24 protein-coding genes are annotated in these 26,435 nt (G+C 42.5%); 20 read left to right on the top strand and 4 right to left on the bottom strand.

The window, feature by feature from the left end; genetic code table 11:
• Positions 1–109: 109 nt before the first annotated feature.
• The 9 genes from spoIIIJ to JK635_RS14265 all read left to right on the top strand — a co-directional run bounded on the left by spoIIIJ (position 110) and on the right by JK635_RS14265 (position 9,702).
• Positions 110–886 carry a YidC family membrane integrase SpoIIIJ gene (gene spoIIIJ, locus JK635_RS14305; RefSeq protein ID WP_202654633.1) on the top strand — a complete coding sequence of 259 codons (777 nt, stop codon included), beginning with the start codon at positions 110–112 and terminating at the stop codon, positions 884–886.
• Complete coding sequence (gene jag, locus JK635_RS14300; protein WP_202654632.1) at positions 883–1,506, top strand: RNA-binding cell elongation regulator Jag/EloR; 624 nt, start codon at positions 883–885, stop codon at positions 1,504–1,506. The genes spoIIIJ and jag overlap by 4 nt, the downstream gene beginning before the upstream one ends.
• Positions 1,507–1,767: 261 nt before the next feature.
• Entirely contained in the window at positions 1,768–3,153 is a 1,386-nt protein-coding gene (gene mnmE, locus JK635_RS14295) for a tRNA uridine-5-carboxymethylaminomethyl(34) synthesis GTPase MnmE (RefSeq protein ID WP_202654631.1), read from the top strand.
• A 208-nt stretch (positions 3,154–3,361) separates the two neighbouring features.
• Positions 3,362–5,257, top strand: coding sequence for a tRNA uridine-5-carboxymethylaminomethyl(34) synthesis enzyme MnmG (gene mnmG, locus JK635_RS14290; protein WP_202654630.1), 1,896 nt, complete (start codon positions 3,362–3,364; stop codon positions 5,255–5,257).
• Between the two features lie 21 nt (positions 5,258–5,278).
• A complete protein-coding gene (rsmG, locus tag JK635_RS14285; protein ID WP_202654629.1) occupies positions 5,279–5,995 on the top strand; it encodes a 16S rRNA (guanine(527)-N(7))-methyltransferase RsmG in 717 nt (238 codons plus the stop codon).
• Between the two features lie 166 nt (positions 5,996–6,161).
• Positions 6,162–7,025, top strand: a complete 864-nt coding sequence (noc, locus tag JK635_RS14280) for a nucleoid occlusion protein (RefSeq protein ID WP_202654628.1) — start codon at positions 6,162–6,164, stop codon at positions 7,023–7,025.
• Between the two features lie 249 nt (positions 7,026–7,274).
• Positions 7,275–8,036, top strand: a complete 762-nt coding sequence (locus JK635_RS14275) for a ParA family protein (RefSeq protein ID WP_202654627.1) — start codon at positions 7,275–7,277, stop codon at positions 8,034–8,036.
• Positions 8,029–8,883 carry a ParB/RepB/Spo0J family partition protein gene (locus JK635_RS14270; RefSeq protein ID WP_202654626.1) on the top strand — a complete coding sequence of 285 codons (855 nt, stop codon included), beginning with the start codon at positions 8,029–8,031 and terminating at the stop codon, positions 8,881–8,883. Before JK635_RS14275 ends, JK635_RS14270 begins: the two co-directional genes overlap by 8 nt.
• A gap of 111 nt (positions 8,884–8,994) precedes the next feature.
• Complete coding sequence (locus JK635_RS14265; RefSeq protein ID WP_202654625.1) at positions 8,995–9,702, top strand: DUF554 domain-containing protein; 708 nt, start codon at positions 8,995–8,997, stop codon at positions 9,700–9,702.
• A 9-nt stretch (positions 9,703–9,711) separates the two neighbouring features.
• On the opposite strand, the gene yyaC is transcribed toward JK635_RS14265, so the two are convergent.
• Positions 9,712–10,323 carry a spore protease YyaC gene (gene yyaC, locus JK635_RS14260; protein ID WP_202654624.1) on the bottom strand — a complete coding sequence of 204 codons (612 nt, stop codon included), beginning with the start codon at positions 10,321–10,323 and terminating at the stop codon, positions 9,712–9,714.
• A gap of 170 nt (positions 10,324–10,493) precedes the next feature.
• On the opposite strand from yyaC, the gene JK635_RS14255 reads away from it, so the two are divergent.
• A complete protein-coding gene (locus JK635_RS14255) occupies positions 10,494–11,369 on the top strand; it encodes a mechanosensitive ion channel family protein (protein ID WP_202654623.1) in 876 nt (291 codons plus the stop codon).
• A gap of 15 nt (positions 11,370–11,384) precedes the next feature.
• On the top strand, positions 11,385–11,582 hold the full coding sequence (locus tag JK635_RS14250; RefSeq protein ID WP_202654622.1) for a DUF951 domain-containing protein: 198 nt from the start codon (positions 11,385–11,387) through the stop codon (positions 11,580–11,582).
• A 170-nt stretch (positions 11,583–11,752) separates the two neighbouring features.
• On the opposite strand, the gene JK635_RS14245 is transcribed toward JK635_RS14250, so the two are convergent.
• Together JK635_RS14245 and JK635_RS14240 are read right to left on the bottom strand one after the other, a co-directional pair.
• Positions 11,753–13,762 carry a molybdopterin-dependent oxidoreductase gene (locus JK635_RS14245; RefSeq protein ID WP_235888107.1) on the bottom strand — a complete coding sequence of 670 codons (2,010 nt, stop codon included), beginning with the start codon at positions 13,760–13,762 and terminating at the stop codon, positions 11,753–11,755.
• Positions 13,763–13,972: 210 nt separating this feature from the next.
• The gene (locus tag JK635_RS14240) at positions 13,973–15,784 is read right to left on the bottom strand and encodes an SH3 domain-containing protein (RefSeq protein WP_202654621.1); all 1,812 of its coding nucleotides are present in this window, start codon (positions 15,782–15,784) and stop codon (positions 13,973–13,975) included.
• 339 nt (positions 15,785–16,123) lie between these two features.
• On the opposite strand from JK635_RS14240, the gene ychF reads away from it, so the two are divergent.
• The 4 genes from ychF to rpsR all read left to right on the top strand — a co-directional run bounded on the left by ychF (position 16,124) and on the right by rpsR (position 18,637).
• Entirely contained in the window at positions 16,124–17,224 is a 1,101-nt protein-coding gene (gene ychF / locus JK635_RS14235) for a redox-regulated ATPase YchF (RefSeq protein WP_202654620.1), read from the top strand.
• Positions 17,225–17,472: 248 nt separating this feature from the next.
• Positions 17,473–17,760 carry a 30S ribosomal protein S6 gene (gene rpsF / locus JK635_RS14230; protein WP_202654619.1) on the top strand — a complete coding sequence of 96 codons (288 nt, stop codon included), beginning with the start codon at positions 17,473–17,475 and terminating at the stop codon, positions 17,758–17,760.
• A gap of 78 nt (positions 17,761–17,838) precedes the next feature.
• Entirely contained in the window at positions 17,839–18,348 is a 510-nt protein-coding gene (gene ssb, locus JK635_RS14225) for a single-stranded DNA-binding protein (protein WP_202654618.1), read from the top strand.
• A gap of 49 nt (positions 18,349–18,397) precedes the next feature.
• Positions 18,398–18,637, top strand: a complete 240-nt coding sequence (gene rpsR / locus JK635_RS14220; protein WP_202654617.1) for a 30S ribosomal protein S18 — start codon at positions 18,398–18,400, stop codon at positions 18,635–18,637.
• A gap of 181 nt (positions 18,638–18,818) precedes the next feature.
• Here rpsR and modB read toward each other — a convergent pair whose 3' ends face one another.
• Complete coding sequence (modB, locus tag JK635_RS14215) at positions 18,819–19,475, bottom strand: molybdate ABC transporter permease subunit (protein WP_202654616.1); 657 nt, start codon at positions 19,473–19,475, stop codon at positions 18,819–18,821.
• Positions 19,476–19,728: 253 nt separating this feature from the next.
• Here modB and JK635_RS14210 point away from each other — a divergent pair, with 253 nt between their 5' ends.
• The 5 genes from JK635_RS14210 (at position 19,729) to JK635_RS14190 (ending at position 26,305) form a co-directional block, all read left to right on the top strand.
• Positions 19,729–20,673, top strand: a complete 945-nt coding sequence (locus tag JK635_RS14210) for a YybS family protein (protein ID WP_202654615.1) — start codon at positions 19,729–19,731, stop codon at positions 20,671–20,673.
• A 25-nt stretch (positions 20,674–20,698) separates the two neighbouring features.
• Entirely contained in the window at positions 20,699–22,672 is a 1,974-nt protein-coding gene (locus tag JK635_RS14205) for a DHH family phosphoesterase (protein ID WP_202654614.1), read from the top strand.
• Positions 22,669–23,115: a 50S ribosomal protein L9 gene (rplI, locus tag JK635_RS14200; protein ID WP_202654613.1), complete on the top strand. Its 447-nt coding sequence runs from the start codon at positions 22,669–22,671 to the stop codon at positions 23,113–23,115. Before JK635_RS14205 ends, rplI begins: the two co-directional genes overlap by 4 nt.
• A 208-nt stretch (positions 23,116–23,323) precedes the next feature.
• Positions 23,324–24,688 carry a replicative DNA helicase gene (gene dnaB / locus JK635_RS14195; RefSeq protein ID WP_202654612.1) on the top strand — a complete coding sequence of 455 codons (1,365 nt, stop codon included), beginning with the start codon at positions 23,324–23,326 and terminating at the stop codon, positions 24,686–24,688.
• 324 nt (positions 24,689–25,012) lie between these two features.
• A complete protein-coding gene (locus tag JK635_RS14190) occupies positions 25,013–26,305 on the top strand; it encodes an adenylosuccinate synthase (RefSeq protein WP_202654611.1) in 1,293 nt (430 codons plus the stop codon).
• The last annotated feature ends 130 nt before the right edge of the window (positions 26,306–26,435 follow it).

Here is a 26,435-nt window from a genome sequence, read left to right as displayed (position 1 = left end):
TTAAAGCAATTTTAATAAAAAGATGTTAGAATTACCTTTGAAACCCATTACAGAAAAATATACATAATTTTTATAAATATCTATATTAACTCCGAGGAGGAAAAACTGGTTGAAAAAAAGAATTTTACTTGTATTTGGGATGCTTTCGATTTTCCTGCTGCTAACGGGGTGCAGCGAAGTAAACAAGCCGATTACCCCGGAAAGTAAAGGCTTTTGGAACGAGTATATTGTCTATCCCTTGTCCTGGCTGATTAAAGAAGTAGCTCATATTTTTGGCGGCAACTTTGGGATATCCATTATAATCGTAACAATTATAATCCGTCTGATTATTTTACCGCTTATGATTAAACAGACAAAAAGCTCAAAAGCGATGCAGGCCCTGCAGCCGGAAATGCAGGCACTGAAAGAAAAATATAGCTCCAAAGATCAAAAGACCCAGCAAAAACTGCAGCAGGAAACCATGGCGCTATTCCAAAAACATGGCGTCAATCCAATGGCAGGCTGTTTCCCGGTATTGATCCAAATGCCGATTTTAATTGGATTTTATCACGCGATTATGCGGACGAGAGCGATTGCCGAGGGCAGCTTTTTATGGTTTGATCTTGGTGACAAGGATCCATGGTATATTTTACCGATTGTCGCTGGTATCACAACGTTTATCCAGCAAAAAATGATGATGGCTGGCACGGCAAACCAAAATCCGCAAATGGCAATGATGCTTTGGATGATGCCGATTATGATTGTTATTTTTGCCATTAGCTTCCCATCAGCGCTTTCCTTATATTGGGTGGTCGGTAATATTTTCTCGATTGTGCAAACCTATTTTATTAAAGGGCCGGAGATAAAGGTGCAAGCAACCGGTAAAATGGGAGGAACTAAAAAGTGAAACAGGTAACTGCTACAGGACAAACCGTCGAAGAAGCAGTAGAGTCAGCTTTAGCCCAATTAAATGTAACAAAAGATCAAACAGATATTGATATAATTGATGAAGGAAAAAAGGGGATTTTCGGAATTTTTGGCTCACGTCCCGCTGTTGTCAAAGTTTCCGTGATCATGAACCCAATTGAAGAAGCAAAGAATTTTTTGAGTCAGGTCAGCGAACAAATGGGTTCTCCTGTTGATATTGATGTAAAACAGGAGGGCAAACTGGTGTATTTTACCTTAACTGGTGAAAAGATTGCATTGTTGATTGGAAAACGAGGACAAACCCTTAATTCGCTGCAATATTTAACCCAGCTGGTGATGAATCGGTTTTCGCAAAACTATGTGACCGTCATTTTAGATGCGGAGAATTACCGCGAGCGTCGGAGTGAAACATTAATTCAACTGGCCCAACGCTTGGCCCAAAAGGCTGTAAAGACGGGAAAAGAAGTAACCTTAGAGCCGATGCCTTCCTATGAACGAAAGGTCATCCACACCGCTTTGGCTGAAAATAGACGAGTAAAAACGAGTTCTGATGGCATAGAACCACACCGTTATATCGTTATTTCACCAGTAAGAAAATAAGTCAATCGTATTTTAAGACATCCTTCCGATTTGGGAGGATGTTTTTTTCTTCCCTTTTTTTGAATAGGTACTTGTTGATAACATTGCTTGAGTCATTCTGTTTGTTTTATTGTTATTCACATGTGGATAAGTTAAAATAGTACAAGATTCTTATTAACCTGTGGATAAAAGTATAAAAAACGGGTTTTTTTGTGATAAGCTATTCTTTTGGATAAATAATCGATTACTTTATATAATTTTTTTAATGTGAGGTGAAACGGAATGGACTTTGATACGATAGCAGCCATCTCAACGCCGATGGGGGAAGGAGCGATCGCTATTGTTCGCTTAAGTGGAGAAGCAGCCATCCTGATTGCCGATAGGCTTTTTAAAGGGGTGAATGGAAAAACACTTGCGGAACAAGGCAGCCATACGATCCATTATGGCCATATCCTTGACCCCAAAACCGGGGACGTAGTCGAAGAGGTCATGGTTTCCGTGATGAAAGGACCAAAAACTTTTACAAAAGAGGATGTAGTGGAAATCAATTGTCACGGTGGACTTGTCTCGGTGAATCGAGTGCTTCAGCTGGTATTAAGTCATGGTGCACGGCTTGCGGAACCGGGGGAATTTACCAAGCGTGCTTTCTTGAATGGGAGGATTGATTTATCACAGGCGGAAGCAGTCATTGACCTGATTCGGGCGAAGACAGATCGAGCGATGAATGTCGCTCTCGGACAAATGGAAGGAAGACTCTCGAGGCTGATACGCCGATTACGGCAGGAAATCTTGGAGATTTTAGCGCAAATTGAGGTAAACATTGATTATCCCGAGTATGATGATGTTGAAGAAATGACTCATTCATTGTTGTTGCCAAAGGCCGCTTATGTTCACGAGGAAATCAAAAAGCTGCTGCAGACATCGCAGCAAGGAAAAATTCTCCGTGAAGGTCTCTCCACCGTTATTGTCGGCAGACCGAATGTCGGTAAATCCTCGTTATTAAACAGCCTTGTACAGGAAAATAAGGCGATTGTGACGGATGTTCCTGGTACAACAAGAGATGTTATCGAAGAATATGTCAATGTCCGCGGTGTGCCGCTAAGACTATTGGATACGGCCGGTATCAGGGAAACTGAGGATATCGTCGAGCGAATCGGTGTCGAGCGTTCCCGTCAGGTGTTAAAAGAGGCGGATTTAATTTTACTTGTGTTGAATTATTCGGATCAGCTGACAAAAGAGGATGAAAATCTGTTCGAAGCAGTGAAAGGGATGGACACGATTGTCATTATCAATAAAACAGATCTGCCGCAGCAAATTGACCTCGAGCGGGTTCATGAGTTAGCAAAGGAACACCGGATTGTGACAACCTCATTGTTGCAAGACCGCGGGGTGGATGAGTTAGAGGAAGCGATTGCCTCGCTGTTTTTCAGCGGCTCTGTTGAGGCAAAGGACGCAACCTATGTATCCAACAGCCGGCATATTGCCTTATTGAACCAAAGTTTGCAGGCGATTGAGGAGGCCATCGCCGGCGCCCAAATGGGAACACCGATTGACATCGTTCAAATAGATTTAACGCGGACTTGGAATCTGCTAGGTGAAATTATCGGCGAAAGTGTCCAAGACGACTTAATCAACCAGTTGTTCTCGCAATTCTGTTTAGGAAAATAATTGGTTCAATTTTCTTGATTTCATGACTGGAAAAGGGAACCCATGGCCAAATACGGTCAATGAAGCAGGGGTTCATAGCCCGAAAAGAGAGATCCGCGGCCGCAAAGCTCAATGAAACACAATATTTTTCAGATAGGTACAAAGATGGACAACATAAATGAAATGATATTTAGTTTTCCGTGTAGCGGAAAAGGAGGAACACATCAATATGCAACAATATGAAGCAGGAAATTACGACGTTGTCGTCGTTGGGGCCGGACATGCCGGCTGTGAGGCAGGCCTCGCGGCGGCACGCATGGGTGCCAATACTTTAATGATTACAATCAACCTCGATATGGTGGCCTTCATGCCCTGCAACCCTTCTGTCGGCGGTCCAGCCAAGGGGATTGTCGTTCGGGAAATAGATGCTCTTGGTGGGCAAATGGGTAAAAACATTGATAAAACGTATATCCAAATGCGGATGTTAAATACCGGTAAAGGCCCCGCAGTGCGTGCCTTACGGGCTCAGGCGGATAAAAATGAATACCAGCGCGAAATGAAACGAACGCTGGAAGAAGAGCCCAACCTTACGTTAATTCAGGGAATGGTCGAAGAGCTGATTGTCGAGGATGGCGTCTGCAAGGGGGTTATCACAAAAACCGGAGCGATTTATCGTTCCAAAACCGTCGTCATTACCACCGGTACCTTCCTGCGCGGCGAAATTATTATCGGTGAATTAAAATACTCAAGTGGCCCGAATAATCAGCAGCCATCGATCAAACTGTCAGAACACCTGGAACGGCTTGGCTTCGAGCTTGTCCGCTTTAAGACAGGTACACCGCCAAGGGTAAACGGGAACACGGTTGATTATAGCAAAACGGAAATCCAGCCTGGTGACGAGGAGCCAAGAGCATTTTCCTACGACACGACCCAATTTATTACCGACCAGCTCCCATGTTGGTTGACTTATACGAATGAACATACCCATCGATTAATTGATCAGAATCTGCATCGGTCACCGATGTATTCCGGGATGATTAAAGGCACGGGTCCGCGCTACTGTCCATCGATTGAGGATAAGGTTGTCCGATTTAACGACAAACCGCGCCACCAGATCTTTCTTGAACCGGAAGGCCGAAATACGAAAGAGGTCTATGTTCAAGGCCTGTCCACCAGCCTCCCTGAAGATGTACAGCACCAGCTGGTGAAAACCGTCGCCGGTTTAGAAAACGCTGAAATCATGAGGCCTGGCTATGCGATTGAATATGATGCCATCGTTCCTACACAGCTGTGGCCGACGTTAGAAACAAAGGTCGTCAAAAACCTTTATACAGCTGGTCAAATCAACGGAACATCCGGTTACGAAGAAGCGGCGGGACAAGGGATCATGGCTGGAATTAACGCCGGTCTTAATGCCTTAGGCAAGGAAGAATTGGTGTTAAGCCGCTCTGAGGCCTACATTGGGGTGTTAATTGACGATTTAGTTACCAAAGGGACAAATGAACCATATCGCCTGCTTACATCGAGAGCGGAGTACCGTCTGTTGTTAAGACATGATAATGCCGACTTACGTTTAACGGAAATAGGTTATAAAATTGGCTTAATTGGTGAAGAACGCTACCAAGCATTTTTAGCCAAAAAAGCGGCAATTGATGCGGAGAAGGAAAGACTCCGATCAACCATCTTAAAACCGTCTGATAAAAATGTTCAAGAGCTAGTTCGCAGCATCGGCGGCAGCGAGCTAAAGGATGGAATCCGTGCCTCCGACTTGTTAAAACGGCCGGAAATGACCTATGAATTACTGGAGACTATCGCTAAGCCGGATTCTCCATTAAGTAATGAAATGAAAGAGCAAGTTGAAATTCAAATTAAATATGAGGGCTATATTGAAAAATCAATGCAGCAAGTGGAACGATTGAAAAAAATGGAGGATAAAAAAATTCCGGAAAATATTGATTATGATGCCATCTCCGGGCTTGCTACCGAAGCGAAACAAAAGCTTAAGAAGATTAGGCCATTATCGCTGGCCCAAGCATCAAGAATTTCTGGAGTTAATCCAGCCGATATTTCAATTTTACTTGTATACCTTGAGCATGGCCGAATTGCCAGAATTGCCAATGATTAAGTGAGTGAGGAAATTTACCCAATGAATAGTGAACAATTTACCACGATCCTGAAGGAAAAGGGAATCAGCTTGACAGAAAAGCAGCTTGATCAGTTTGAACAGTATTATCTGACCCTTGTTGAATGGAATGAAAAAATGAATCTGACGGCCATTACTGCCAAAGAAGATGTTTATTTAAAGCACTTTTATGATTCGCTGACGGCAGCATTTTACTTTGATTTTTCCAAGCCTCTTCGTCTTTGTGACGTTGGGGCTGGTGCCGGGTTTCCGAGCATTCCGCTAAAAATTGCTTTCCCGGATATTGAGGTAACGATTGTCGATTCGTTGAATAAGCGAATTTCCTTTTTACAACATCTTGCCAATGTATTAGGGTTGGAAAATGTCCGGTTTATGCATGACCGGGCGGAAACCTTCGGGGGCAATCCTAGCTATCGCGAGAGCTTTGATGTTGTTACGGCAAGGGCTGTTGCGAGAATGTCTGTATTAAGTGAGCTCTGTCTACCGCTTACAAAAGTGGGCGGTTACTTCATCGCCTTAAAGGCAGTCAATGCTGATGAGGAATTAACTCAAGCCAAAAAGGCGATCACCACGCTCGGCGGCAGGCTTGAAAACAAATTCACCTTTACTTTACCAATTGAGCAGTCAGAACGGAATATGATCATCCTTAAAAAGGAAAAGCCAACACCTAAGAAATACCCAAGAAAGCCTGGTACCCCGGCAAAGGCCCCCATTCAGTAGCACTCTAAAACAGCTATCGCTCTTGATAGGGAGTTGCTGCGGGACGAACGGTCAGAAAAACTGTTTGCGGTACTAACATATTTTTTGTAAAAATGGTATTCTATGCAGGAAGAATTATTTTGAAAAGAGAATAAGTAATAGGGAGTTTCGAAAGGTGGTGTTGGGGATGAAGAGTTCGTTTAGCCGCTTTTTTGGCCTCGGAGATAAAGGGGAACAGACGGTTGAGCTTGAGCAAGAGCTGGACGGTGAAAAAAATGAAGAAATCAAAAAAATTCCAATAGATCAAATTGTTCCTAACCGCTTCCAACCGCGTACTGTTTTTGATGAAGAGAAAATTGAAGAATTATCACGAACCATTCATATACATGGGATTATCCAGCCAATTGTTGTCAGGGAGTATGCTGCTAATCAATTTGAAATCATTGCCGGAGAGCGGCGCTGGAGGGCAATGAAAAAGCTGGGTTGGACTGAGGTGCCGGCAATCGTAAAAGATATGACGGATACGGAAACCGCCTCGATTGCCTTGATCGAAAATTTGCAGCGGGAAGAATTATCTCCGATTGAGGAAGCGATTGCTTACGGCCGACTGCTGGAACTGCATAATTTAACGCAAGAGGCATTAGCGCAGCGTCTCGGAAAAGGGCAGTCAACCGTGGCGAACAAACTGCGCCTCCTTAAATTACCGCAGCCGGTTCAAGACGCTTTATTAAATAAGGTGATCACTGAGCGCCATGCGCGTGCTCTTATCCCACTCAAGGATCCGGAAAAACAGGTAAAATTACTTGAGGAAGTCATTGAGAAAAATTTCAATGTCAAACAAACGGAAGATCGTGTAACCAAGCTGCTGCAGGAAAAGACGGCCAAACCGAAACCGAAGCGGAAGGCCTTTAGCAAGGATATGAGAATTGCCGTCAACACGATTCGTCAATCGCTATCAATGGTTACCGATAACGGCATTAAGCTGGATGCTGAAGAAGAAGAATTTGACGATTTTTACCAATTTACCATTCGGATTCCAAAGAAAAAATAATAGATTGAAATACATAGAGAGGCTGACTTTTGTGACAGTCTCTTCATTTTTTTTCTGCCTCCCTCAAAAGATTCCTCTCTTTCAGCGGATTATTTTTTGAAAAAAACCAACAACCCATCCATTTCGTGATAAAATAGAGAAATGGGAATTTTACTTTTTACACGGCATAGCAGATAATGGCGTGAATCGAGAAAATATTTGCTAGAGTGTAAGAAACATATTTTTTGAGAAATAAGGGTGGGTGACATCGTGGGTAAAATTCTTTCCATTGCGAACCAAAAGGGCGGAGTTGGCAAAACGACGACCGCTGTCAACCTAGGCGCCTGCTTAGCACATATCGGTAAACGAGTCTTAATGGTAGATATTGACCCGCAGGGGAATGCAACAAGCGGGATTGGAATTGAAAAAGCCGTGGTCGAACAGTGTATATACGATGTTTTAGTAGACGATGTTGAGGCAAAAGAAGTCATCAGGCCAACGGCAATTGACAATTTATATGCGATCCCGGCAACCATTCAACTGGCAGGGGCAGAAATCGAACTGGTACCAACTATTTCTCGCGAAGTACGGTTAAAACGGGCGCTTGAAGAGGTGAAAGATCAATTTGATTATATTATCATTGATTGCCCGCCGTCACTGGGGCTGCTCACACTCAATGCTTTAACCGCTTCTGACTCGGTGATCATTCCTGTCCAGTGTGAATACTATGCTTTGGAAGGGCTAAGCCAATTATTAAACACAGTTAGGCTGGTGCAAAAACATTTAAATCAGGATTTGAAAATTGAGGGCGTCTTATTAACAATGCTCGATGCCAGAACAAATCTTGGAATTCAGGTAATAGAAGAAGTTAAAAAGTATTTTCAAGATAGGGTTTATAAAACCATCATTCCTCGCAATGTGCGTCTAAGTGAGGCGCCAAGCCATGGGGAACCGATCATCACCTATGATGCCAAATCCCGTGGAGCTGAAGTGTATATAGATCTGGCAAAGGAAGTGGTTGCAAATGGCTAAAGGATTGGGAAAAGGCCTGGATGCTATCTTTTCCAACATGGAAGCCGGAAAAGATGAAACAGTTCAAGAGATTAGACTCAAAGAGCTTCGTCCAAACCCCTACCAGCCGCGAAAATCCTTCAACCAAGAAGCGATTGATGAATTAAAAGCATCAATTTTGGAACATGGAATCCTGCAGCCGCTGATCGTTAGAAAAAGTATTAGAGGCTACGAAATTGTGGTTGGGGAACGTCGTTACCGGGCCGCCAAGGAAGCAAAGCTCGCTAGTGTTCCGGCAGTTGTCAGGGAATTTTCGGAACAGCAAATGATGGAATTGGCGGTAATTGAAAACCTGCAGCGGGAGGATTTAAACCCGATTGAGGAAGGACAAGCTTACCAAACCTTGATGGAAAAACTAGACTTAACACAAGAGGAAGTAGCCAAACGTTTAGGAAAAAGCCGTCCGCATGTGGCCAACCATATCCGTTTACTATCACTGCCGCCGAAAGTTCAACAACTTATTTCCGATGGGAAAATTTCCATGGGCCATGGACGGGCCTTGTTAGGCTTAAGGAAAAAGAGCCATCTTCCAACGGTAGTAGAAAAGGTCATCAAAGAATCGATGAATGTCCGTCAGCTGGAAAAATGGATTCAACAATTAAATGAAAATGTTCCACGTGAAACAAAAAAGCCGGGAAAGAAAAAAGACGTTTTTATCGTCGAACGGGAGCATATGCTGCGGGAACGGTTTGGAACTACTGTAACAATTAAACAGAATAAAAATAAAGGGAAAATAGAAATTGAGTTCTTTTCCCAGGATGATTTAGAACGAATTTTGGAAATTCTCGAACAAGAGCATGATTCATAGTAAGCCATCTGTCGGATGGTTTATTTTTTTTCAATAATCCTTTTCTTTAGCAAGAAAACATGTTAGGTTTAAACTATTATTATTTTGACAAACAAGTTCAGGTGAATGTTGATGTTTTTATTAGGTACGATGGTGAATGGTTTATTGATTATTATTGGGACAGTCCTTGGAAGACTATTAAACCGCATTCCTGAGGGCATGAAAAATACCGTTATGTATGGAATTGGATTGTCGGTTATGGTTTTAGGGCTGCAAATGGGTTTGAAAAGCGATAATTTTTTAATTGTGATTCTCAGCCTTGTCTTCGGGGCAGTGATTGGAGAATGGCTGAAATTGGAAGATAAATTAAATGATGTTGGCAAATGGCTTGAACATAAGGTTGGAAACAACGGGAAAGGCAGCGTATCAGAAGGGTTTGTGACGGCTACATTAATTTTCGTGATTGGAGCAATGGCGATTCTTGGTGCCCTGGACAGCGGGATCCGCGGCAACCATGATATCTTGTACACCAAATCGCTGATAGACGGTTTTACCGCTTTAATCCTCTCCACTACACTTGGAATCGGTGTCATTTTTTCGGCCGTCCCTGTGGTCTTATATGAAGGTTTGATTGCAACATTTGCGACACAAATTAATCAATTAGTTCCGAAGCTGTTAATGCAGCAGTTTATTACCGAGATGACGGCAACGGGGGGAATTATGATTTTTGCCATCGGGCTCAATATGATTGGTTTAACGAAGGTAAAGGTTGCTAATCTTCTTCCAGGAATAGTCGTCGTCGCAATTATTGTCACGATTTTATATCATGTTAAAATTTAACAGGGACCTTTAACGGGTCCCTGTTTCATTGGTCTTTTCTTCTTGAATCATAGTTTTTTGATAAAGCAGTCCTGTCAGGTAGATCCCGTCAGCGATGGTTCTGGCCATTTTCATGACCAGGTTGAGACGGGTATTTTGTAAAACGAAAAATTCCATAAAACCGCTGACATTGACGATCCCTGTGATATGGATGTCGCCAACAGCCGGAAGTTCTTTATTGACACCGGCACCTGGCTTAACCGGACCGTTACCAACCTGGATCATGCCCACATTTTTCATCCGCCCGAGGCAGGCGTCAATACCAACAATAAAAGGGTTCGCGTGCTTCATTTGAATTTCCTTTAGTCTATCCTCAAGATTAACGGCATGAATCGGTTCATCAAGTGTTCCATATACATAAAAGGATGGCAGCCTTTTTTCCTCCAATAATGTGCCAATTAACGGACCTAATGAATCTCCTGTGGAGCGGTCTGTTCCGATACATAAAAGGACAATTGGACGGCTGGTGATTGTCGGGATATTGGCAAGTAATTCAGTGGCAAGACTTTGAACAGCATAGACATCATCATGGAGGATATATGTTTTCGCTTTTCGATCGAACAAGTGCGCTTTCAGATTCATTACGTCCACCCCTTAACAACGAAACATTTACATTTGCTTTAACATTATACGGAAAATTTAGAATTTCTATACGTAGCCAAGTTAAAAATGTTAAAAACACTTCACTATTCTCTGTTTAGAAAAATTGTTAAAATAGATGGGGAATGAAAGCTTTGAAAGTTGGTGTATAAATGGAGGATTTTACTACAGAAAAAGGATTTAAAAAAAATATCATTGATAAATTACAAAATGAAGATACATGGATAAGTCTCGGTCAAGGATTATTAAAGATTATTCTCATTATGGCCATTGCCAATATCATTATCCGAATCGGCAAAATAGCGATCCATAATGTTTTTAAACTGCGGAATCTTTCCCCGCTTAAAAATTCAGAGCGCAGGGAAGAAACATTGGCGAAGCTGTTGGATAATACGATTACCTATGTGGTCTATTTTATCGCCTTTATGATGGTTCTTTCCGTTTTTGGGATTAATGTTGAAGCGCTGATTGCCGGTGCAGGAGTTGTCGGTCTGGCAGTCGGGTTTGGCGCCCAAAGCCTGGTGAAGGACGTGATTTCCGGATTTTTTATCATTTTCGAGGACCAATTTTCGGTTGGCGATCATATTAGGGTAGGAGAATTTGAAGGGAATGTCGAAGCAATAGGATTAAGAACGACTAAAATAAAAAGTTGGACCGGAGAAGTGCATATATTGCCTAATGGCAGCATTACCCAGGTTACTAATTTTTCGATCAATAATAGCATCGCTGTTATCGATATTGCCATTGCTTATGGTGAAGATATTGAAAAGGCGCAAAAGGTAATTGAAGAGGCGCTTACAAAGATGCCAAACGAGTATGAAGAGTTAGTCGATACCCCGCAGCTGCTGGGGATTCAATCAATGGGCCAGGCAGAGGTGGTGCTCAGGATAATCGCCGAAACATTGCCAATGCAGCATTCCACTGTGGCAAGAATGATTCGCAAGGATATTAAAGTCATTTTAGACGATAATGGAATCAAGGTTCCGGCACCTAAATTTGTCATGTACCCTGATAAACAGCCAAAATAGAAAGGAGAATGCAAGATGGAGGAAAAGGTGTTTGCCCTAAATGATATTGTTGAGATGAAGAAGCAGCATCCATGCGGAACAAATCGCTGGAAGATCATCCGCATGGGTATGGATATCCGGATTAAATGCGAGGGCTGTGGCCACAGCGTGTTGATCCCCAGAAGAGAATTTTCCCGGAAAATGAAAAAGGTTTTAGTCAAGCATGAAGAATAAAATAAACTTCATGCTTTTTTTATTGTTCTTATGATTCGCCGATAAAATTACTTTTTCGCTGATAAAACTGACATATCGCCGATAAAAGGTCTCGTTTCACCGTTAAATACGAAAAATTCGCCGATAAAATTATAGAATCTATTTTTATAGTATTGAATACGAAAACAGCTCTATAGTTTTTCTAGATTAACAAGACAGTCATAGAGGGTGCTGCCTAAGCCATTATCCGATTCACGGCTGGAAGTTAAATTATTTACCGGTCCGCCAAACCTGCGCCAAATTCCCTCTTCGATATTAATCGTATTAGGGTGGGCTGCTGCTAGGATGGAAACAAATCCTTTAATTTCTCCGCGCTCATTCCAAACTCTGACTTGGTCGCCATTTTGCAGGCCTAAACCAGCCGCAATATTTGAGGCAATCTCGACTTTAAGCTTCACATTTCCTCCCAGTAAATGATAATGTTGCGAATGGTTGGAACGCAGAGGGTGAATCGTTAGTAGGCTATATGGATATTTCTGCGCCAGCTCCGGATTAGACCACTTCGATTCATCGGGAACCGAAAGCGTTAATAAGCCGGTACCCCCTTTTTGTTGAGCCAATTGCGAAGTAAATTCAAATTTACCTGATGGCGTTGCGAACTTCCTGTCCTGCCAAGGAATTTTTATTACCGGCAGTTCCAAAGTGCCTTTTTCCTTTAATTTTTCCAGGGTAAGGCCTTTTTCCTTGAGTGGTTTAAGCGTCATATTCAACCATTCATCCCGGGTAAAATGAAAATCCGCTCCAAACCCGAGCCGCTCGGCTAATTGCGTCCAAATCCACAAATCTGATTTCACTTCACCTGGGAGTTCTGTTACCAGCTGTGGGCCGTAATTGACATAATGGTGATACATCGAGGAATAATAAAAATCTTCTTCCTCAAAGGCCGTTGTTGTCGGTAAAACATAATCCGCCAGCTTGGCCGTATCAGTCATAAATTGCTCGATAACCACTAACGTCTCGACTGAAGAAAAAGCCCTTTCTACCACTGCTGAGTCGGGAACCTGCGTCAGCGGGTTGCCACAGGTTACGAAAATCATTTTGATTTCCGGATCCTTTGCGGTTAAAACTCTCTCGGCCTGTTTCATGATTGAAAACTGCCGCTCACTTTTGCGCCGGTTGGGAAGAGTCAAGTCCGCAAACGCAAAGCTTTGGCCAACTTGGATATTGGCATAATTGGCGCCGCCGCCGGGGATACCGATATTGCCGCTGACCGCGACAAGGGCATCGATCAGGCGGATGGTATTACCGCCGTTTTTATAGCGCTGCAGGCCCAGCCCCATAAAAGTTGCCGTTGGTTTGTCAGCATATAGATAAGCTAATTTTGTTATCGTTGCGGCTGGTACCTCTGTCATATCCGTTATTTTTTCAAGTGAAATCCCGTCCAACAGCTTCACTAAATCAGGAAATCCATAAGTGAATTGTTCAATAAACGCCTGGTCTTCGAGACCCAAACGCAGCATTTCTTTGATGACACCGGCTGCTAAAATTCCGTCCATTCCCGGTTTAATGGTAATATGCTCATCGGCCATTTTAGCGGTTGCGTTAAACAGCGGGTCAATCACATAGAGTTTTGCGCCTAGTTTTTTAACCTCTAGTAGCTTTTCATAAAAATGCATATTAGTACGGGCGGCATTCCGGCCCCAAATGATAATATTTTTACTGTTATAAAGATCATTCGGCTCATGGCTTAAGGCATTGCCAAAATCCCATTTTTGCGCTTCGATCCCGGAGCCCCAGCATAGTGAACCATATAGCTCGGTCACACCTCCATAGCAATTAAAGAAGCGCTGATCGAGATTTTTTAAAATCCCGTTATTGGCGTAATCATGGCTGTGCAGCACTGCTGTTGTACCATATTCTTCTTTGATAGCTGTTAATTTAGCGGCAATTTCATCGAGTGCCTGTTCCCAAGAAATCTGTTCGAATTGACCGTTTCTCTTTTTTAAAGGATATAGTAAGCGATCGGCTGAGTTGGCCCTTTTTTCCAGCATGCGGCCGCGCCCGCAAATTTTCCCTTTTGTAATCGGATGATCGGGGTCGCCTTCAATTTTTGCCACCCGACCGTCTTCGATGGTCACATGAAATCCGCAGCTATCCCAGCAATTTAACGGGCAGGCTGCCTTTATTACTGTCGCCAACATGTTCACCCCCGAAACGTTAACTTTTTAAATAAGGATAATACAATTTTTTTTAAAATACTATGATATTTTACTAGGACAGGTTCCTATGGGACAAAGTAGGAGGTATATCTGGAGTAAATGTCCCATAGAGCGGTGCTGTGGGACAAATGGAGCAGCTAAACAAGAGAAATTGTCCCATAGTGCAAAACTATGGGACAACGCTAAAATTACTTATTTATATTTCGGTATTTCCAGAACAAGTTTATAAGAATCTACTAAACTATATAAATTATACATTTGCGTAACTTGTTTTGCGGCCCAGCCAATATCTGAGGCGTATTGATGGGTTGCCTTGCCCGTAGCCACGGCCCCGCCAGGATTCCACCTCATTTTGTAAAGTGTGTCCTGTCCGGCATTAATATAGCCGTTAGCGATAAATTGTGCTCCGCCAATTATCGCCGCTTCTGGTGTAAACCAGCCGGCATTATAAGCAAATTGAGCACCGCTGTTAATGGCATCAGCATCATAAGCCCCGACTCCATACATATTGTAAACGGTTTTACCATTTACTTTAATTCCTTTGGCAAGTTCAGATTTCCCATTATTTGTTTCTAAGAGAGCATGGGAAATTAAATACATCTCGTTAACCCCGTATTTCTCTCCGGCAGATATAAAGGTTGCTGCTGTTCCTTGTAATACACCTTTCCCGGATAAAACACGCTGATTTACCTCATTGGCATTTAAGTTGGTTGTCACTGATAATTTAAGGAATTGCAGTGAATTTGCGGTGGTCCCAAGGAAGTTATTCGGATTCAAATAATAGGCAATATCCTCCGGACTGGCATTAACCCATGTTTTATTATAGGTGACTTTATACCAATCCTTATCGTCTTTGCCCTTTACAGTGGAGAGAATCTTGAAGGTTTCCTTGTCTTTTACCTGTCCCACATTCCAATAATCTGGACCTGCACCGCCTTTTACATTCCAGCTGGCTCCATTTACGATACCGCTTTCAGGATTCGTTAAAGTTAGAGCATCGGCCTGTAGAAACGTATCGTATTTTTTATCTGTTTGTGGATGGCTGGCGATCTCAAATTTGAGCATTTCAGACAAGCTTATATTGTAATTTTCATACACCTTTTCGATGTTCCCGCTCGTTGTATTGGGATTAAATGGTGCGGTTTTTGATAAAAATTGCGAGCTGACATAACCGGTTTTCCCATTTGCAGTTACCTTTGCCCAGCCGTCTTTCTCTGAAATAACAGTGACCATTGTTCCCCGCGCCAGTTGTGTAATAATCTCCGCATTTGTCGAAGCTTGAGCCCTCATGCGCAGGCTGGCTCCGTATTCAACATCTACATATTTAACATCTGTTTGAAAGTTATTTTGACTCGCTCCGTTATTGGTTGAAGGAGCAGAGCCAGAACCGGTATTCGTCCCGGAAGCCGGTTTTGTTGCGCTCAGAAAATCAGAACTGACATAACCAGTTTTTCCATATGCTCCAATTTTAGCCCAGCCTTTTGCTTCAGAGTAAACAGTGACCTGTACCCCCCGGGCCAATTTTAACAAGACAGATGCTGTGGTGGAGGCACTTTTTCGCATATTTAACGAGGAACCAAGGTTCACATTAACATATTTGGTAACTGTTTTCGGTTTTTTAGGCGTTTTCGCTGGTGTTCCAGTCACCTTTTTTTTAGCAATCAAAAAGGAAGAACGAACGAAACCTTGTTTTCCATTTACCTCAATTTTGGCCCAGCCATTTGCTTCTTGACACACCTTTACACTGGTCCCATTTCTGAGTCTCGCAATAATCACTGAATTTATCGAAGCACTTTTCCGCAGATTTAACGAACCGCTGGCTACATTGACATATTTCGTTAATGGAAGGCTATTTACTTGAGTTGTTTTTTGTGCAGCCTGAACAGCATTGTGAAAAGCAACTGTTGATATGACGACAAAGCAAAATGTGAAGATAATGGTTTTGTTTAAAAAATTACCAAGTAATGGAGGTCGTCTTGTACATTGTTCATTTGTCTCTCTCATAGTTCCCTCTTCAATAAATGACTTAAGTAAGGATAAAATTGTTTATTTTTGGCGATGATAAGAATTGCTTGTCTTAAATTTTACCATATTTGATAGTTAAATAGAAAACATTGTTGGAAATTGCTGAAAAATGTTAACAAACTCAGTAGATTGAGAGTTTGATCATTTCTTGTCTTTTTCCTGACAAATGCCTATAATTGTGAAAGGTATTTGTAAAGGGTGGGGCAAAACTTTTGTAAAGGGTATTTTGCTGCGAATGATGCTTTGACTAATCACACCGCCTTGATAAAAATTAACAGTATTTAAAATAGATAAAAATTTCTTGAGGAGTGAACGTGAATGGCTTTAACTGCTGGGATTGTCGGCCTGCCGAATGTCGGAAAGTCGACGTTATTTAACGCAATTACCCAAGCTGGTGCGGAATCAGCAAACTATCCTTTCTGTACAATTGACCCCAATGTCGGGATAGTTGAGGTGCCGGATTACCGGCTGCAAAAATTAACAGAGTTGGTCCATCCAAAAAAGACTGTTCCTACCGCGTTTGAATTTACTGATATCGCCGGAATTGTCAAAGGCGCCAGCAAGGGGGAAGGTTTGGGGAACAAATTCTTATCGCATATCCGCGAAGTAGATGCTATTTGCCAGGTGGTCCGCTGCTTTGCTGATGAAAATATTACCCATGTTTCCGGTAAAGTGGATCCGATTTCCGACATCGAAACGATTAATTTGGAGCTCATTCTTGCCGATATGGAAACAGTTGAAAAACGGATTGGCCGGGTGGAAAAAATGGCCAAGCAAAAGGATAAGGATTCGGTAGCCGAATTTGAAGTTCTAACGCTGTTGCGTGAGGCCTTTGAAGCGGAGAAACCGGCGCGTTCGGTTGCTTTTACCGAAGAGCAAATGAAGATAGTCAGACATTTGCATTTATTAACGATTAAACCTGTGCTCTATGTCGCTAATGTCAGCGAGGATGATGTTGCTGATCCATCCGAAAATGACTATGTAAAGCAGGTTCGTGAATATGCAGCAAAAGAAAATGCCGAAGTTATTGTCATTTGTGCCAAGATAGAAGAGGAAATTGCCGAATTGGAAGGCGAAGAAAAGCAAATGTTCCTGGAAGAACTGGGCATTGCTGAATCAGGGCTTGATCAGTTAATTCGCGCCGCTTATCATTTACTTGGGTTGGCAACTTATTTTACCGCTGGTGTGCAAGAGGTGCGCGCTTGGACATTTAGAAAAGGGATGAAGGCACCGCAATGTGCGGGAATTATCCACTCTGATTTCGAACGCGGTTTTATTCGCGCAGAAGTTGTTTCCTATGAGGATCTTGTAGCTGCTGGAAGCTATAATGCTGCCAAGGAAGCTGGTAAAGTCCGCTTGGAAGGGAAAGATTATGAAGTACAAGACGGCGATGTTGTCCATTTCCGTTTTAATGTATGATGAGAGTGTCAGGTGTGGTGCCTGACACTTTTTCGTTATTGAAAAAAGACTTATTAGCGATTTTGTCCCACTTATTAGCGAATTTAGCTGTTTAATTAGCGCTTTTCCAAAGTATATTAGCGTTTCGGAAAACAAATTGCTTTTCCATCCAGCCTATGTTATAATTTGAATTCGTGAGTAATGAATAATTGCTCCTTGCCCTTTTAAAAAAGAGGGGGCCGTTTAGACCAAAAGGAGGTGTAACCGTGATGAATAAGTACGAAATTATGTACATCATCCGCCCAAACATTGAAGATGAAGCAAAGAAGGCTCTTGTGGAGCGCTTTAATAACATTCTTCTTGAAAATGGTGCGGAAACAGCTGAATCAAAAGATTGGGGTAAGCGTCGTTTAGCTTACGAAATCAATGATTTCCGTGATGGATATTACGAAATCGTGAATACAACTTCCCCAGCAGCTGCAGTGCAAGAATTTTCTCGTCTTGCAAAAATTAACGAAGATATCATTCGTCATATCGTAATTAAAGAAGAAGACTAAGATTAATTTTATGATAAATTTTTTCCAAGCTTACATGTTTCACGTGGAACATATTGGAAAGAAAGGGAGTTGATTCCGATGATGAATCGTGTCGTGCTAGTTGGCCGTTTAACGAAGGATCCAGAATTGCGTTATACCCCTAGTGGAGTAGCTGTTGCTACCTTTACTTTGGCTTGCAATCGTCCATTTTCCAATCAGCAGGGTGAGCGCGAAGCAGACTTTATTAACTGTGTTGTTTGGCGAAAACCGGCGGAAAATGTCGCTAACTATTTGAAAAAGGGCAGCTTGGCTGGAGTTGATGGGCGCATTCAAACGCGAAACTACGAAGCTCAGGATGGACGCCGCGTCTATGTGACGGAAGTCTTGGCTGAAAGTGTGCAATTCCTTGAACCTAAAGGGTCATCCAGCAACAGAAACGGCAACGATTTTTACGGCACACCACCACGGGAGCCTCAAGGGTCTTCATATGGCGGCGGCAATCAGAATCAACAACGTCAAAATGCTAATCAAGGGTTTACAAGAGTGGATGATGACCCATTTGCAGGAAGCGGTCAAATTGATATTTCTGATGATGATCTCCCATTCTAATGTAACCTATAACGAACGGATTTATTAACTTCTAAAGGAGGGAATTTTCATGGCAGGAGGACGTAAAGGCGGACGTGCAAAACGTCGGAAAGTGTGCTATTTCACAGCTAATGGCATCACTCATATCGACTACAAAGATGTGGATTTACTTAAAAAGTTCATCTCTGAACGCGGAAAAATTTTACCACGTCGTGTAACCGGCACAAGCGCTAAATACCAACGCAAATTAACCGTTGCGATCAAACGCGCTCGTCAAATGGCATTACTACCATTTGTTGCAGGCGAATAAGAAAAGCGAAAGCGACCGTTTGGAGCTTGATAAAATAAATTAAAAAAAGGCACCCAATCAAGGGTGTCTTTTTTTGGCCGATAGCCAATAGGAAAGCATATAAACCTTCCCATTAAGCACATAAGCCCAACTCGCCTCTGTCGTCGCCTTAAAGGGTAGTCAATCGGCGAGTTGTCATTAACTAAGACTTTGTAAAATGAACGCACAGCAGCATAATAAAGGAAATGGCGATCATGCTGATTGCCCACAACCAGGCAAGCTGCATATTGCCTGAATCTATGGCGATATAAATGGCAGTAGGAATCGTTTGCGTTCTTCCGGGGATGTTACCGGCAAACATTAATGTCGCACCAAATTCGCCCAGCGCCCTGGAAAAACTTAATATTGCACCGGAAATGATCGCTTTAAGAGCAAGCGGAATTGAAATGGTGAAAAAGAGCTTTAGCTCATTAGCCCCGTCCACCCGGGCGGCATTTTCAATATCCTCATCAATGGCCTCAAATCCGGCTTTTGCTGATTGATACATCAGTGGAAAGGCAACAACTGTTGAGGCAATTACAGCGGCCCATTTTGTAAACATCAACGGCTGGTGCATGAGCAATTCAATAACTTGTCCAATCGGACTATTTCGGCCAAAAATTACGATTAATAAAAAGCCGACAACCGTTGGCGGCAATACTAACGGCAGAAGGAATCCTGTCTCCAGTAAAACCTTTCCTTTGAAATTCTTTCCAGCCATAATTTTTCCAAAAAATAGTCCAAAAATAAGTACCAAGATACCTGAAATAGATGCAATCTCGACAGAAAGTTTAATCGGTGACCAAAAGTTTGCTGACATTTCGTTATTTCAATCCCTTAAAGCCGTACTTCTTAGCATGATGAAACAAAATAATAAAGATTGTTTTTTCATCCATTTCTTCCTTTCCCGGTAAACCTATACTTCATTATAACCTGTTATCATTTCATTTTATAAGTTTATTCGTTAAGGAATGATGAAAGTTTCGAAAAATAGTTAAAATAGATAGGTTGAATAGAGTTTTAGATGTCGATAAAATAAGGATTAGGTTTCCAAATCATTTAGGGGTGAAGAAGTGAGAAATGCAGGTAAATTAACGGAAGGTGCCATTCTATTGGCAGCCTTCACAGCCATATTATTAATTACGATATATATACCGCTGGTTGGCTCGATCTTGAATTTTGTTTTGCCACTGCCATTTATGATGTTTGCGGCAAAAAATAATTTAAAAAATATTATCGCCTTTTTTATCGCCGCGGTGTTTATTTCATTCATCGCAGGCTCCTTTATGGGCCTAGGGTTCATGCTACTATATGGCATGATTGGTTCAAGTATAGGCTATTTATTGCAAAAAAATAAGAGCCGGACAACTATATTGATTTCCAGCTCCCTTATTTTGATGGCCGGATTGGTGATTACCTATGCGGTCAGCGTCGCCTTTTTTAAATTTGATATTATTCATGAGTTGACGGAGGCCTATAAACAATCGTTTAAAATGTCAGAGGATCTGTTAAGGTCAATGGGACAAGAAAGCCAATTGGCGCAAATCCATAAACAATATACGACGATGATTAAAACGCTGCAAGCGCTTGCCCCGAGTTTGTTGATTATGGTCTCAATTATATCCATATTTATCATTCAATGGATTTGTTTTCCGATTATTAAAAGATTCGGCATCAAGGTGCAGCCGTGGGGCAGCTTCCGGAACTTAACCCTGCCGCGCAGCCTGTTATGGTATTACATTATTGCAATGGCCATTCATCTCCTTGCCCACCCGGCAGAAGGCACATTTTTATATACTGCTGTCATCAATGCGAGATATATATTGGAAATGTTTATGGTGATACAAGGGCTGTCATTTCTCTTTTTTATCTTCTATCAGCGGTCTGTGACAAAAGGGCTGGGGGTCTTTATCGCAATTCTCGCTTTTATGTTTCCAACTATTCATTATATAATAATGTTATTGGGTATTACCGATTTGGGATTTGATTTTCGAAAGCGGTTTGAAAAAAAACAGTAAGACTTTCAAATAGGAGCTGAAAACGTTGCCGGCATTTATAGAAAAGAGGTCAATCCGATACCCTTTTTACGGTTTACTGGGCGTTGTAGTCATACTGCTTCTCGTCCTTTTCTTATATAATTGGATCTTGAGTCTGGCAGGGCTGGTATTAATGATCATCCCGGTCTATTATATGTTTATCGTAGACCGGCGCCAAAGACAGGAAATGGAAGAGTATATCGCCACTCTTTCTTACCGGATCAAAAGGGTTGGCGAGGAGGCATTGCTGGAGATGCCGATCGGGATAATGCTCATCAATGATGAATATTATATCGAATGGGCCAATCCTTTTTTGGCTTCTTGCTTTGATGAGGACACCCTGATAGGAAGATCACTTTATGATGTGGCCGACGATCTGATTCCGTTAATAAAACAAGAAATAAAGTCGGAAATTATCACTCTTCGTGAGCGGAAGTTTCGTGTTATTCATAAACATGAAGAGCGGCTGCTATATTTTTTTGATGTAACGGAGCAAAAAGAGCTGGAACAAATCTATCAGAATGAACGAACCGTGATTGCCATCATCTTTTTAGATAATTATGATGAGCTAACCCAGGGTATGGATGATCAAATGCGTGGAAGCATCAATAATTTGGTCACTTCTATTTTGAATAAATGGGCAAATGATAATGGGATTTTCCTCAAGCGGGTTTCATCAGAGCGCTTTATTGCGGTATTTAACGAGGAAATCCTCCATTCCCTGGAAAAGGGGAAATTCACCATCCTGGATGATATCAGGGAAATGACTTCAAAACATAATGTTTCCTTTACCTTGAGTATTGGAGTGGGAACAGGGGTCTCCTCGTTGCCGGAATTAGGCGTGTTAGCTCAGTCGAGCCTTGATTTGGCATTGGGTCGGGGCGGTGACCAAGTGGCAATTAAACTGCCAAACGGTAAGGTGAAATTTTATGGTGGGAAAACCAACCCGATTGAAAAACGAACAAGGGTAAGGGCACGGGTCATTTCTCATGCCATAAAAGATCTAATAACCGCAAGTGATAAAGTGATCATTATGGGCCATAAAAATCCGGATATGGATTCGATCGGTGCCAGTATTGGCATTTATAAGGTAGCCCAGATGAATCAAAAAGATGCCTATATTGTCGTGAATATGCAAGAGGTCGATAATGGTGTCAAACGCTTAATGGATGAAATCCGCACCCAAGAGAGGTTATATTCCCGGTTCATCGGCCCGGAAGAAGCGCTGGAAATTGCCACAGATAAAACCCTGTTGGTTGTCGTTGATACCCATAAGCCTTCAATGGTCATCGAAGAACGGCTGCTAAATCGCATTGACCATGTTGTCGTCATTGACCATCATCGCCGTGGCGAGGACTTTATTAGTAATCCATTGCTGGTTTATATGGAACCATATGCTTCCTCTACGTCGGAACTGGTGACTGAGTTCCTTGAATATCAGCCAAAACGCGCTAAAATAGAGGTAATTGAAGCGACTGCTTTGCTAGCTGGAATTATTGTCGATACAAAAAGCTTTACGCTGCGGACGGGCTCGAGGACATTCGATGCGGCATCCTACCTTCGGGCACATGGAGCTGATACGATCCTTGTTCAGAAGTTTATGAAAGAGAGCATAGATACATTTAAACAAAGATCAAAATTAATTGAATCTGTTGTTTTTTATCGTAACGGCATTGCCATTGCCAAAGGCGGCGAATTTGACGTACATGACCAAGTGATCATTGCCCAGGCGGCCGATACGTTACTATCGATGGATGGCGTCCTGGCCTCCTTCGTGATTGCCAAACGGAATGAAGATGTTATTGGCATCAGTGCCCGCTCCTTAGGAAATGTCAATGTTCAAATTATTATGGAAAGCTTAAAGGGCGGCGGGCATTTAACCAATGCCGCAACGCAGCTATCAGGATTAACCATAGCTGAAACAGAAGCGAAATTAAAGCAGGCAATTGACGAATATTTTGAAGGGAGCAAAAAAGAATGAAGGTTATTTTTCTAAAGGATGTCAAAGGAAAAGGAAAAAAGGGTGAAATCAAAAATGTTGCTGATGGCTATGCTCATAACTTTTTGTTAAAACAAGGCTTGGCAATTGAAGCAACAAAAGCTAATATCAGTTCTTTAGAGGCACAAAATAAAAAGCAGGAAAAGCTAGCTGCCGAGGAGCTGGCTGAAGCCAAGAAATTAAAGGAAAAATTGGATCAGATTACAGTGGAATTATCAGCTAAAGCAGGTGAAGGCGGCAGACTGTTCGGCTCCATTACATCGAAGCAAATTGCTGAAGAACTGCAGAAAAAGCATGGCATTAAAATTGATAAACGGAAAATGGAAATGTCCGATGCTATCCGCTCCCTGGGCGTTACCAAGGTTCCGGTGAAACTTCATCATGAGGTCACCGCTACCTTAAAAGTACATGTTAAAGAAGTGTGATTTTCCAGTTCAAATTTGGACAAATCATGATAGAATAGAGATAGACTCTTATCCATGTGATCGGTTTTAACTGGTCACTTTTCTTTTTGCAAGGCTTTGTTAAAACTTGTTTGCTGACTGCCGACTCATTCTATTTGACGACATCGGCGACAAAAGCCTTCACAGATCCCTTTTAAAAAATAATCCTTCTTCCAGGAGGTTTTGCTATATGAGTGACTTATTTGCTGACCGCATGCCTCCGCAGAATATTGAAGCCGAGCAAGCGGTTTTAGGAGCCATTTTTTTAGAACCGTCTTCTTTAACATTGGCTTCTGAAATTTTGATGCCTGAAGATTTCTACCGGGCTGCTCACCAAAAGATCTTTAACGTCATGTTAAAGCTGAATGATGAAGGCAAGGCAGTCGACCTAATAACCGTCACCGAGGAATTATCAGCCACGAACTTGATTGAAGATATTGGCGGTGTCAGCTATTTAAGCGAGCTGGCCGGCTCTGTTCCAACGGCTGCAAATATCGAATATTATGCTAGAATCGTAGAAGAAAAGTCTTTATTACGAAGATTGATCCGCACCGCCACAAACATTGCAACGGATGGATATACACGTGAAGACGAAGTGGAGACAGTTCTAAATGAAGCGGAAAAAAGCATTCTCGACGTGGCCCAAAGAAAGAACGCCGGGGCCTTCCAAAATATTAAGGATGTTCTTGTTCGGACATACGATAATATTGAGCTGATGCACAGCCGTGTTGGCGATATCACCGGGATTCCGACGGGATTTACCGAACTCGACCGGATGACCGCAGGATTTCAGCGCAATGATTTAATTATTGTCGGGGCTCGGCCATCTGTTGGTAAAACCGCGTTTGCCTTAAATATTGCCCAGAACGTCGCCATTAAGGCCGGTGAGAATGTTGCTATTTTCAGCCTTGAGATGGGGGCAGAGCAGCTTGTCATGCGGATGCTCTGCGCCGAGGGAAACATTGATGCTCAAAGGCTTCGTACTGGTTCCCTGACCGATGATGACTGGGGCAAGCTGGTCATGGCAATGGGCAGTCTGTCGAATGCGGGGATTTATATCGATGATACCCCTGGCATCCGGGTAAATGAAATTCGTGCTAAATGCCGTCGTCTCAAGCAGGAACATGGTTTAGGAATGATTTTAATCGATTACCTGCAGCTGATTGTTGGAAGCGGCAGGCCGGGTGAAAATCGCCAGCAGGAAGTTTCGGAAATTTCCCGTGCCCTGAAACAGCTGGCCCGTGAACTTGAAGTGCCTGTCATTGCCCTTTCACAGTTGTCCCGTGGTGTCGAGCAGCGCCAGGACAAGCGGCCGATGATGTCTGATATTCGTGAATCCGGAAGTATCGAGCAAGATGCTGATATTGTTGCCTTCCTCTATCGCGATGACTATTATGATAAGGAATCGGAGAATAAAAATATTATTGAAATCATCATTGCCAAGCAGCGTAATGGTCCGGTTGGGACGGTACAGCTGGCATTTGTAAAAGAATATAATAAATTCGTAAACTTAGAGAGACGTTTTGATGATTCCATGGTACCGCCTGGTGCTTAATACCTTAATACGAATGGTTTAGGGATAGCCGTCATTGGCTGTCCTTTTTTGTACGCAAATTTTGCAACGGGAGTGAACCGCCCTAACGGACTCGCTAATCGGGCAGGTTTCCATTTAGTGGGCATAATTTTCCTACGTGTGTGATCCGCTTTACCAAAGCCGTCGGTCATCAATAGGTTGCTATTTTAAAAGATTGTACGAACGAATTTAGCATTTATTATACAAAATGTTCGTGTTTTATTGATTTTTGCAGTTTATATTGGTACACTATAGGGGTGGAAAATATTAAATTACCTAAAAGCGAATATTTCGGAGGTGCCTTTCATGTCATCAGTTGTTGTTGTTGGAACACAATGGGGAGACGAAGGAAAAGGGAAAATTACCGATTTTCTGTCAGAAAATGCAGAGGTTATAGCTCGTTATCAAGGGGGAAATAATGCAGGTCATACGATTAAATTTGATGGTGTAACGTATAAATTGCATTTGATCCCATCAGGTATTTTTTATAAAGAAAAGATAAGTGTGATTGGAAATGGAATGGTCGTCGATCCTAAAGCGCTTGTTGAGGAACTGGCCTATTTACATGAGCAGGGCATTTCAACCGATAATTTGAGAATTAGTAACCGGGCCCATGTAATTCTGCCATATCATATCAGACTGGACGAAGTCGAAGAATTACGCAAAGGCGCCAATAAGATTGGTACAACGAAAAAAGGCATTGGTCCGGCTTATATGGACAAGGCTGCCCGCGTCGGCATTCGCATTGCCGATCTGCTTGACTATGAAGTTTTCGAAGCAAAATTGGAACAAAATTTGGCTGAGAAAAACCGCTTATTTGAGCGGATTTATGAAGTGGAAGGCTTTAAAAAGGAAGATATTCTTGATGAATACTATGAATACGGTCAGCAATTTAAACAATATGTTTGCGATACATCGGTTGTATTAAATGATGCTTTGGATGAAGGAAAACGCGTCCTATTTGAGGGGGCGCAAGGCGTAATGCTGGATATTGACCAAGGCACCTACCCATTTGTAACGTCATCAAATCCAGTTGCTGGCGGTGTGACTATTGGTTCTGGTGTAGGCCCTTCAAAAATTACCCATGTAGTTGGTGTTTGTAAGGCCTATACTTCCCGCGTTGGAGACGGTCCGTTTCCTACAGAACTGCATGATGAAATCGGCCAGAAAATTCGGGAAGTGGGTCGTGAATATGGTACAACAACTGGGCGTCCGCGCCGGATTGGCTGGTTTGACAGCGTTGTTGTCCGCCACGCACGCCGTGTCAGCGGTTTAACCGACCTCTCTCTCAATTCGATTGACGTCTTAACAGGAATTGAGACGCTAAAAATATGTACTGCCTACCGTTATAAGGATGAAGTGATTACCGATTATCCGGCAAGTCTGAAAGTTTTATCGGAATGTGATCCGATTTACGAGGAGCTTCCTGGCTGGACAGAAGATATTACTGGTGTTAAATCTTTAGATGAACTGCCTGTCAATGCCCGCCACTATGTGGAGCGCATCACCCAGCTGACAGGTATTCCACTGTCGACATTCTCTGTCGGTCCCGATCGGACGCAGACAAACGTTGTCCGCAGCGCCTGGAGACAGATCTAATTGTAATGAAGAGTTAAGAAACCTTCCGCGTTCGGAGGGCTTCTTTAACTTTAATTGGATGCTAAGAGGTAAAGTTGAGTTGCTAACGGACAGCAGCAGATTGTTTTCCGAAGCTTTGAAGGATAAAATA

This window comes from Neobacillus paridis (assembly GCF_016765675.1).
Lineage (GTDB): Bacteria > Bacillota > Bacilli > Bacillales > Cytobacillaceae > Neobacillus > Neobacillus paridis.
Note: the sequence above shows the minus strand (reverse complement) of the source record. Positions and strands in the feature narration are given on the sequence as shown.

Bases quoted from the DNA above. Each gene is read 5' to 3' on its own strand.
- mnmE (WP_202654631.1), top strand. From the start codon at position 1,768: ATGGACTTTGATACGATAGCAGCCATCTCAACGCCGATGGGGGAAGGA.
- mnmG (WP_202654630.1), top strand. From the start codon at position 3,362: ATGCAACAATATGAAGCAGGAAATTACGACGTTGTCGTCGTTGGGGCC.
- rsmG (WP_202654629.1), top strand. From the start codon at position 5,279: ATGAATAGTGAACAATTTACCACGATCCTGAAGGAAAAGGGAATCAGC.
- noc (WP_202654628.1), top strand. From the start codon at position 6,162: ATGAAGAGTTCGTTTAGCCGCTTTTTTGGCCTCGGAGATAAAGGGGAA.
- JK635_RS14270 (WP_202654626.1), top strand. From the start codon at position 8,029: ATGGCTAAAGGATTGGGAAAAGGCCTGGATGCTATCTTTTCCAACATG.
- JK635_RS14265 (WP_202654625.1), top strand. From the start codon at position 8,995: ATGTTTTTATTAGGTACGATGGTGAATGGTTTATTGATTATTATTGGG.
- yyaC (WP_202654624.1), bottom strand. From the start codon at position 10,323: ATGAATCTGAAAGCGCACTTGTTCGATCGAAAAGCGAAAACATATATC.
- JK635_RS14255 (WP_202654623.1), top strand. From the start codon at position 10,494: ATGGAGGATTTTACTACAGAAAAAGGATTTAAAAAAAATATCATTGAT.
- JK635_RS14250 (WP_202654622.1), top strand. From the start codon at position 11,385: ATGGAGGAAAAGGTGTTTGCCCTAAATGATATTGTTGAGATGAAGAAG.
- JK635_RS14245 (WP_235888107.1), bottom strand. From the start codon at position 13,762: ATGTTGGCGACAGTAATAAAGGCAGCCTGCCCGTTAAATTGCTGGGAT.
- JK635_RS14240 (WP_202654621.1), bottom strand. From the start codon at position 15,784: ATGAGAGAGACAAATGAACAATGTACAAGACGACCTCCATTACTTGGT.
- ychF (WP_202654620.1), top strand. From the start codon at position 16,124: ATGGCTTTAACTGCTGGGATTGTCGGCCTGCCGAATGTCGGAAAGTCG.
- rpsF (WP_202654619.1), top strand. From the start codon at position 17,473: ATGAATAAGTACGAAATTATGTACATCATCCGCCCAAACATTGAAGAT.
- ssb (WP_202654618.1), top strand. From the start codon at position 17,839: ATGATGAATCGTGTCGTGCTAGTTGGCCGTTTAACGAAGGATCCAGAA.
- rpsR (WP_202654617.1), top strand. From the start codon at position 18,398: ATGGCAGGAGGACGTAAAGGCGGACGTGCAAAACGTCGGAAAGTGTGC.
- modB (WP_202654616.1), bottom strand. From the start codon at position 19,475: ATGTCAGCAAACTTTTGGTCACCGATTAAACTTTCTGTCGAGATTGCA.
- rplI (WP_202654613.1), top strand. From the start codon at position 22,669: ATGAAGGTTATTTTTCTAAAGGATGTCAAAGGAAAAGGAAAAAAGGGT.
- dnaB (WP_202654612.1), top strand. From the start codon at position 23,324: ATGAGTGACTTATTTGCTGACCGCATGCCTCCGCAGAATATTGAAGCC.
- JK635_RS14190 (WP_202654611.1), top strand. From the start codon at position 25,013: ATGTCATCAGTTGTTGTTGTTGGAACACAATGGGGAGACGAAGGAAAA.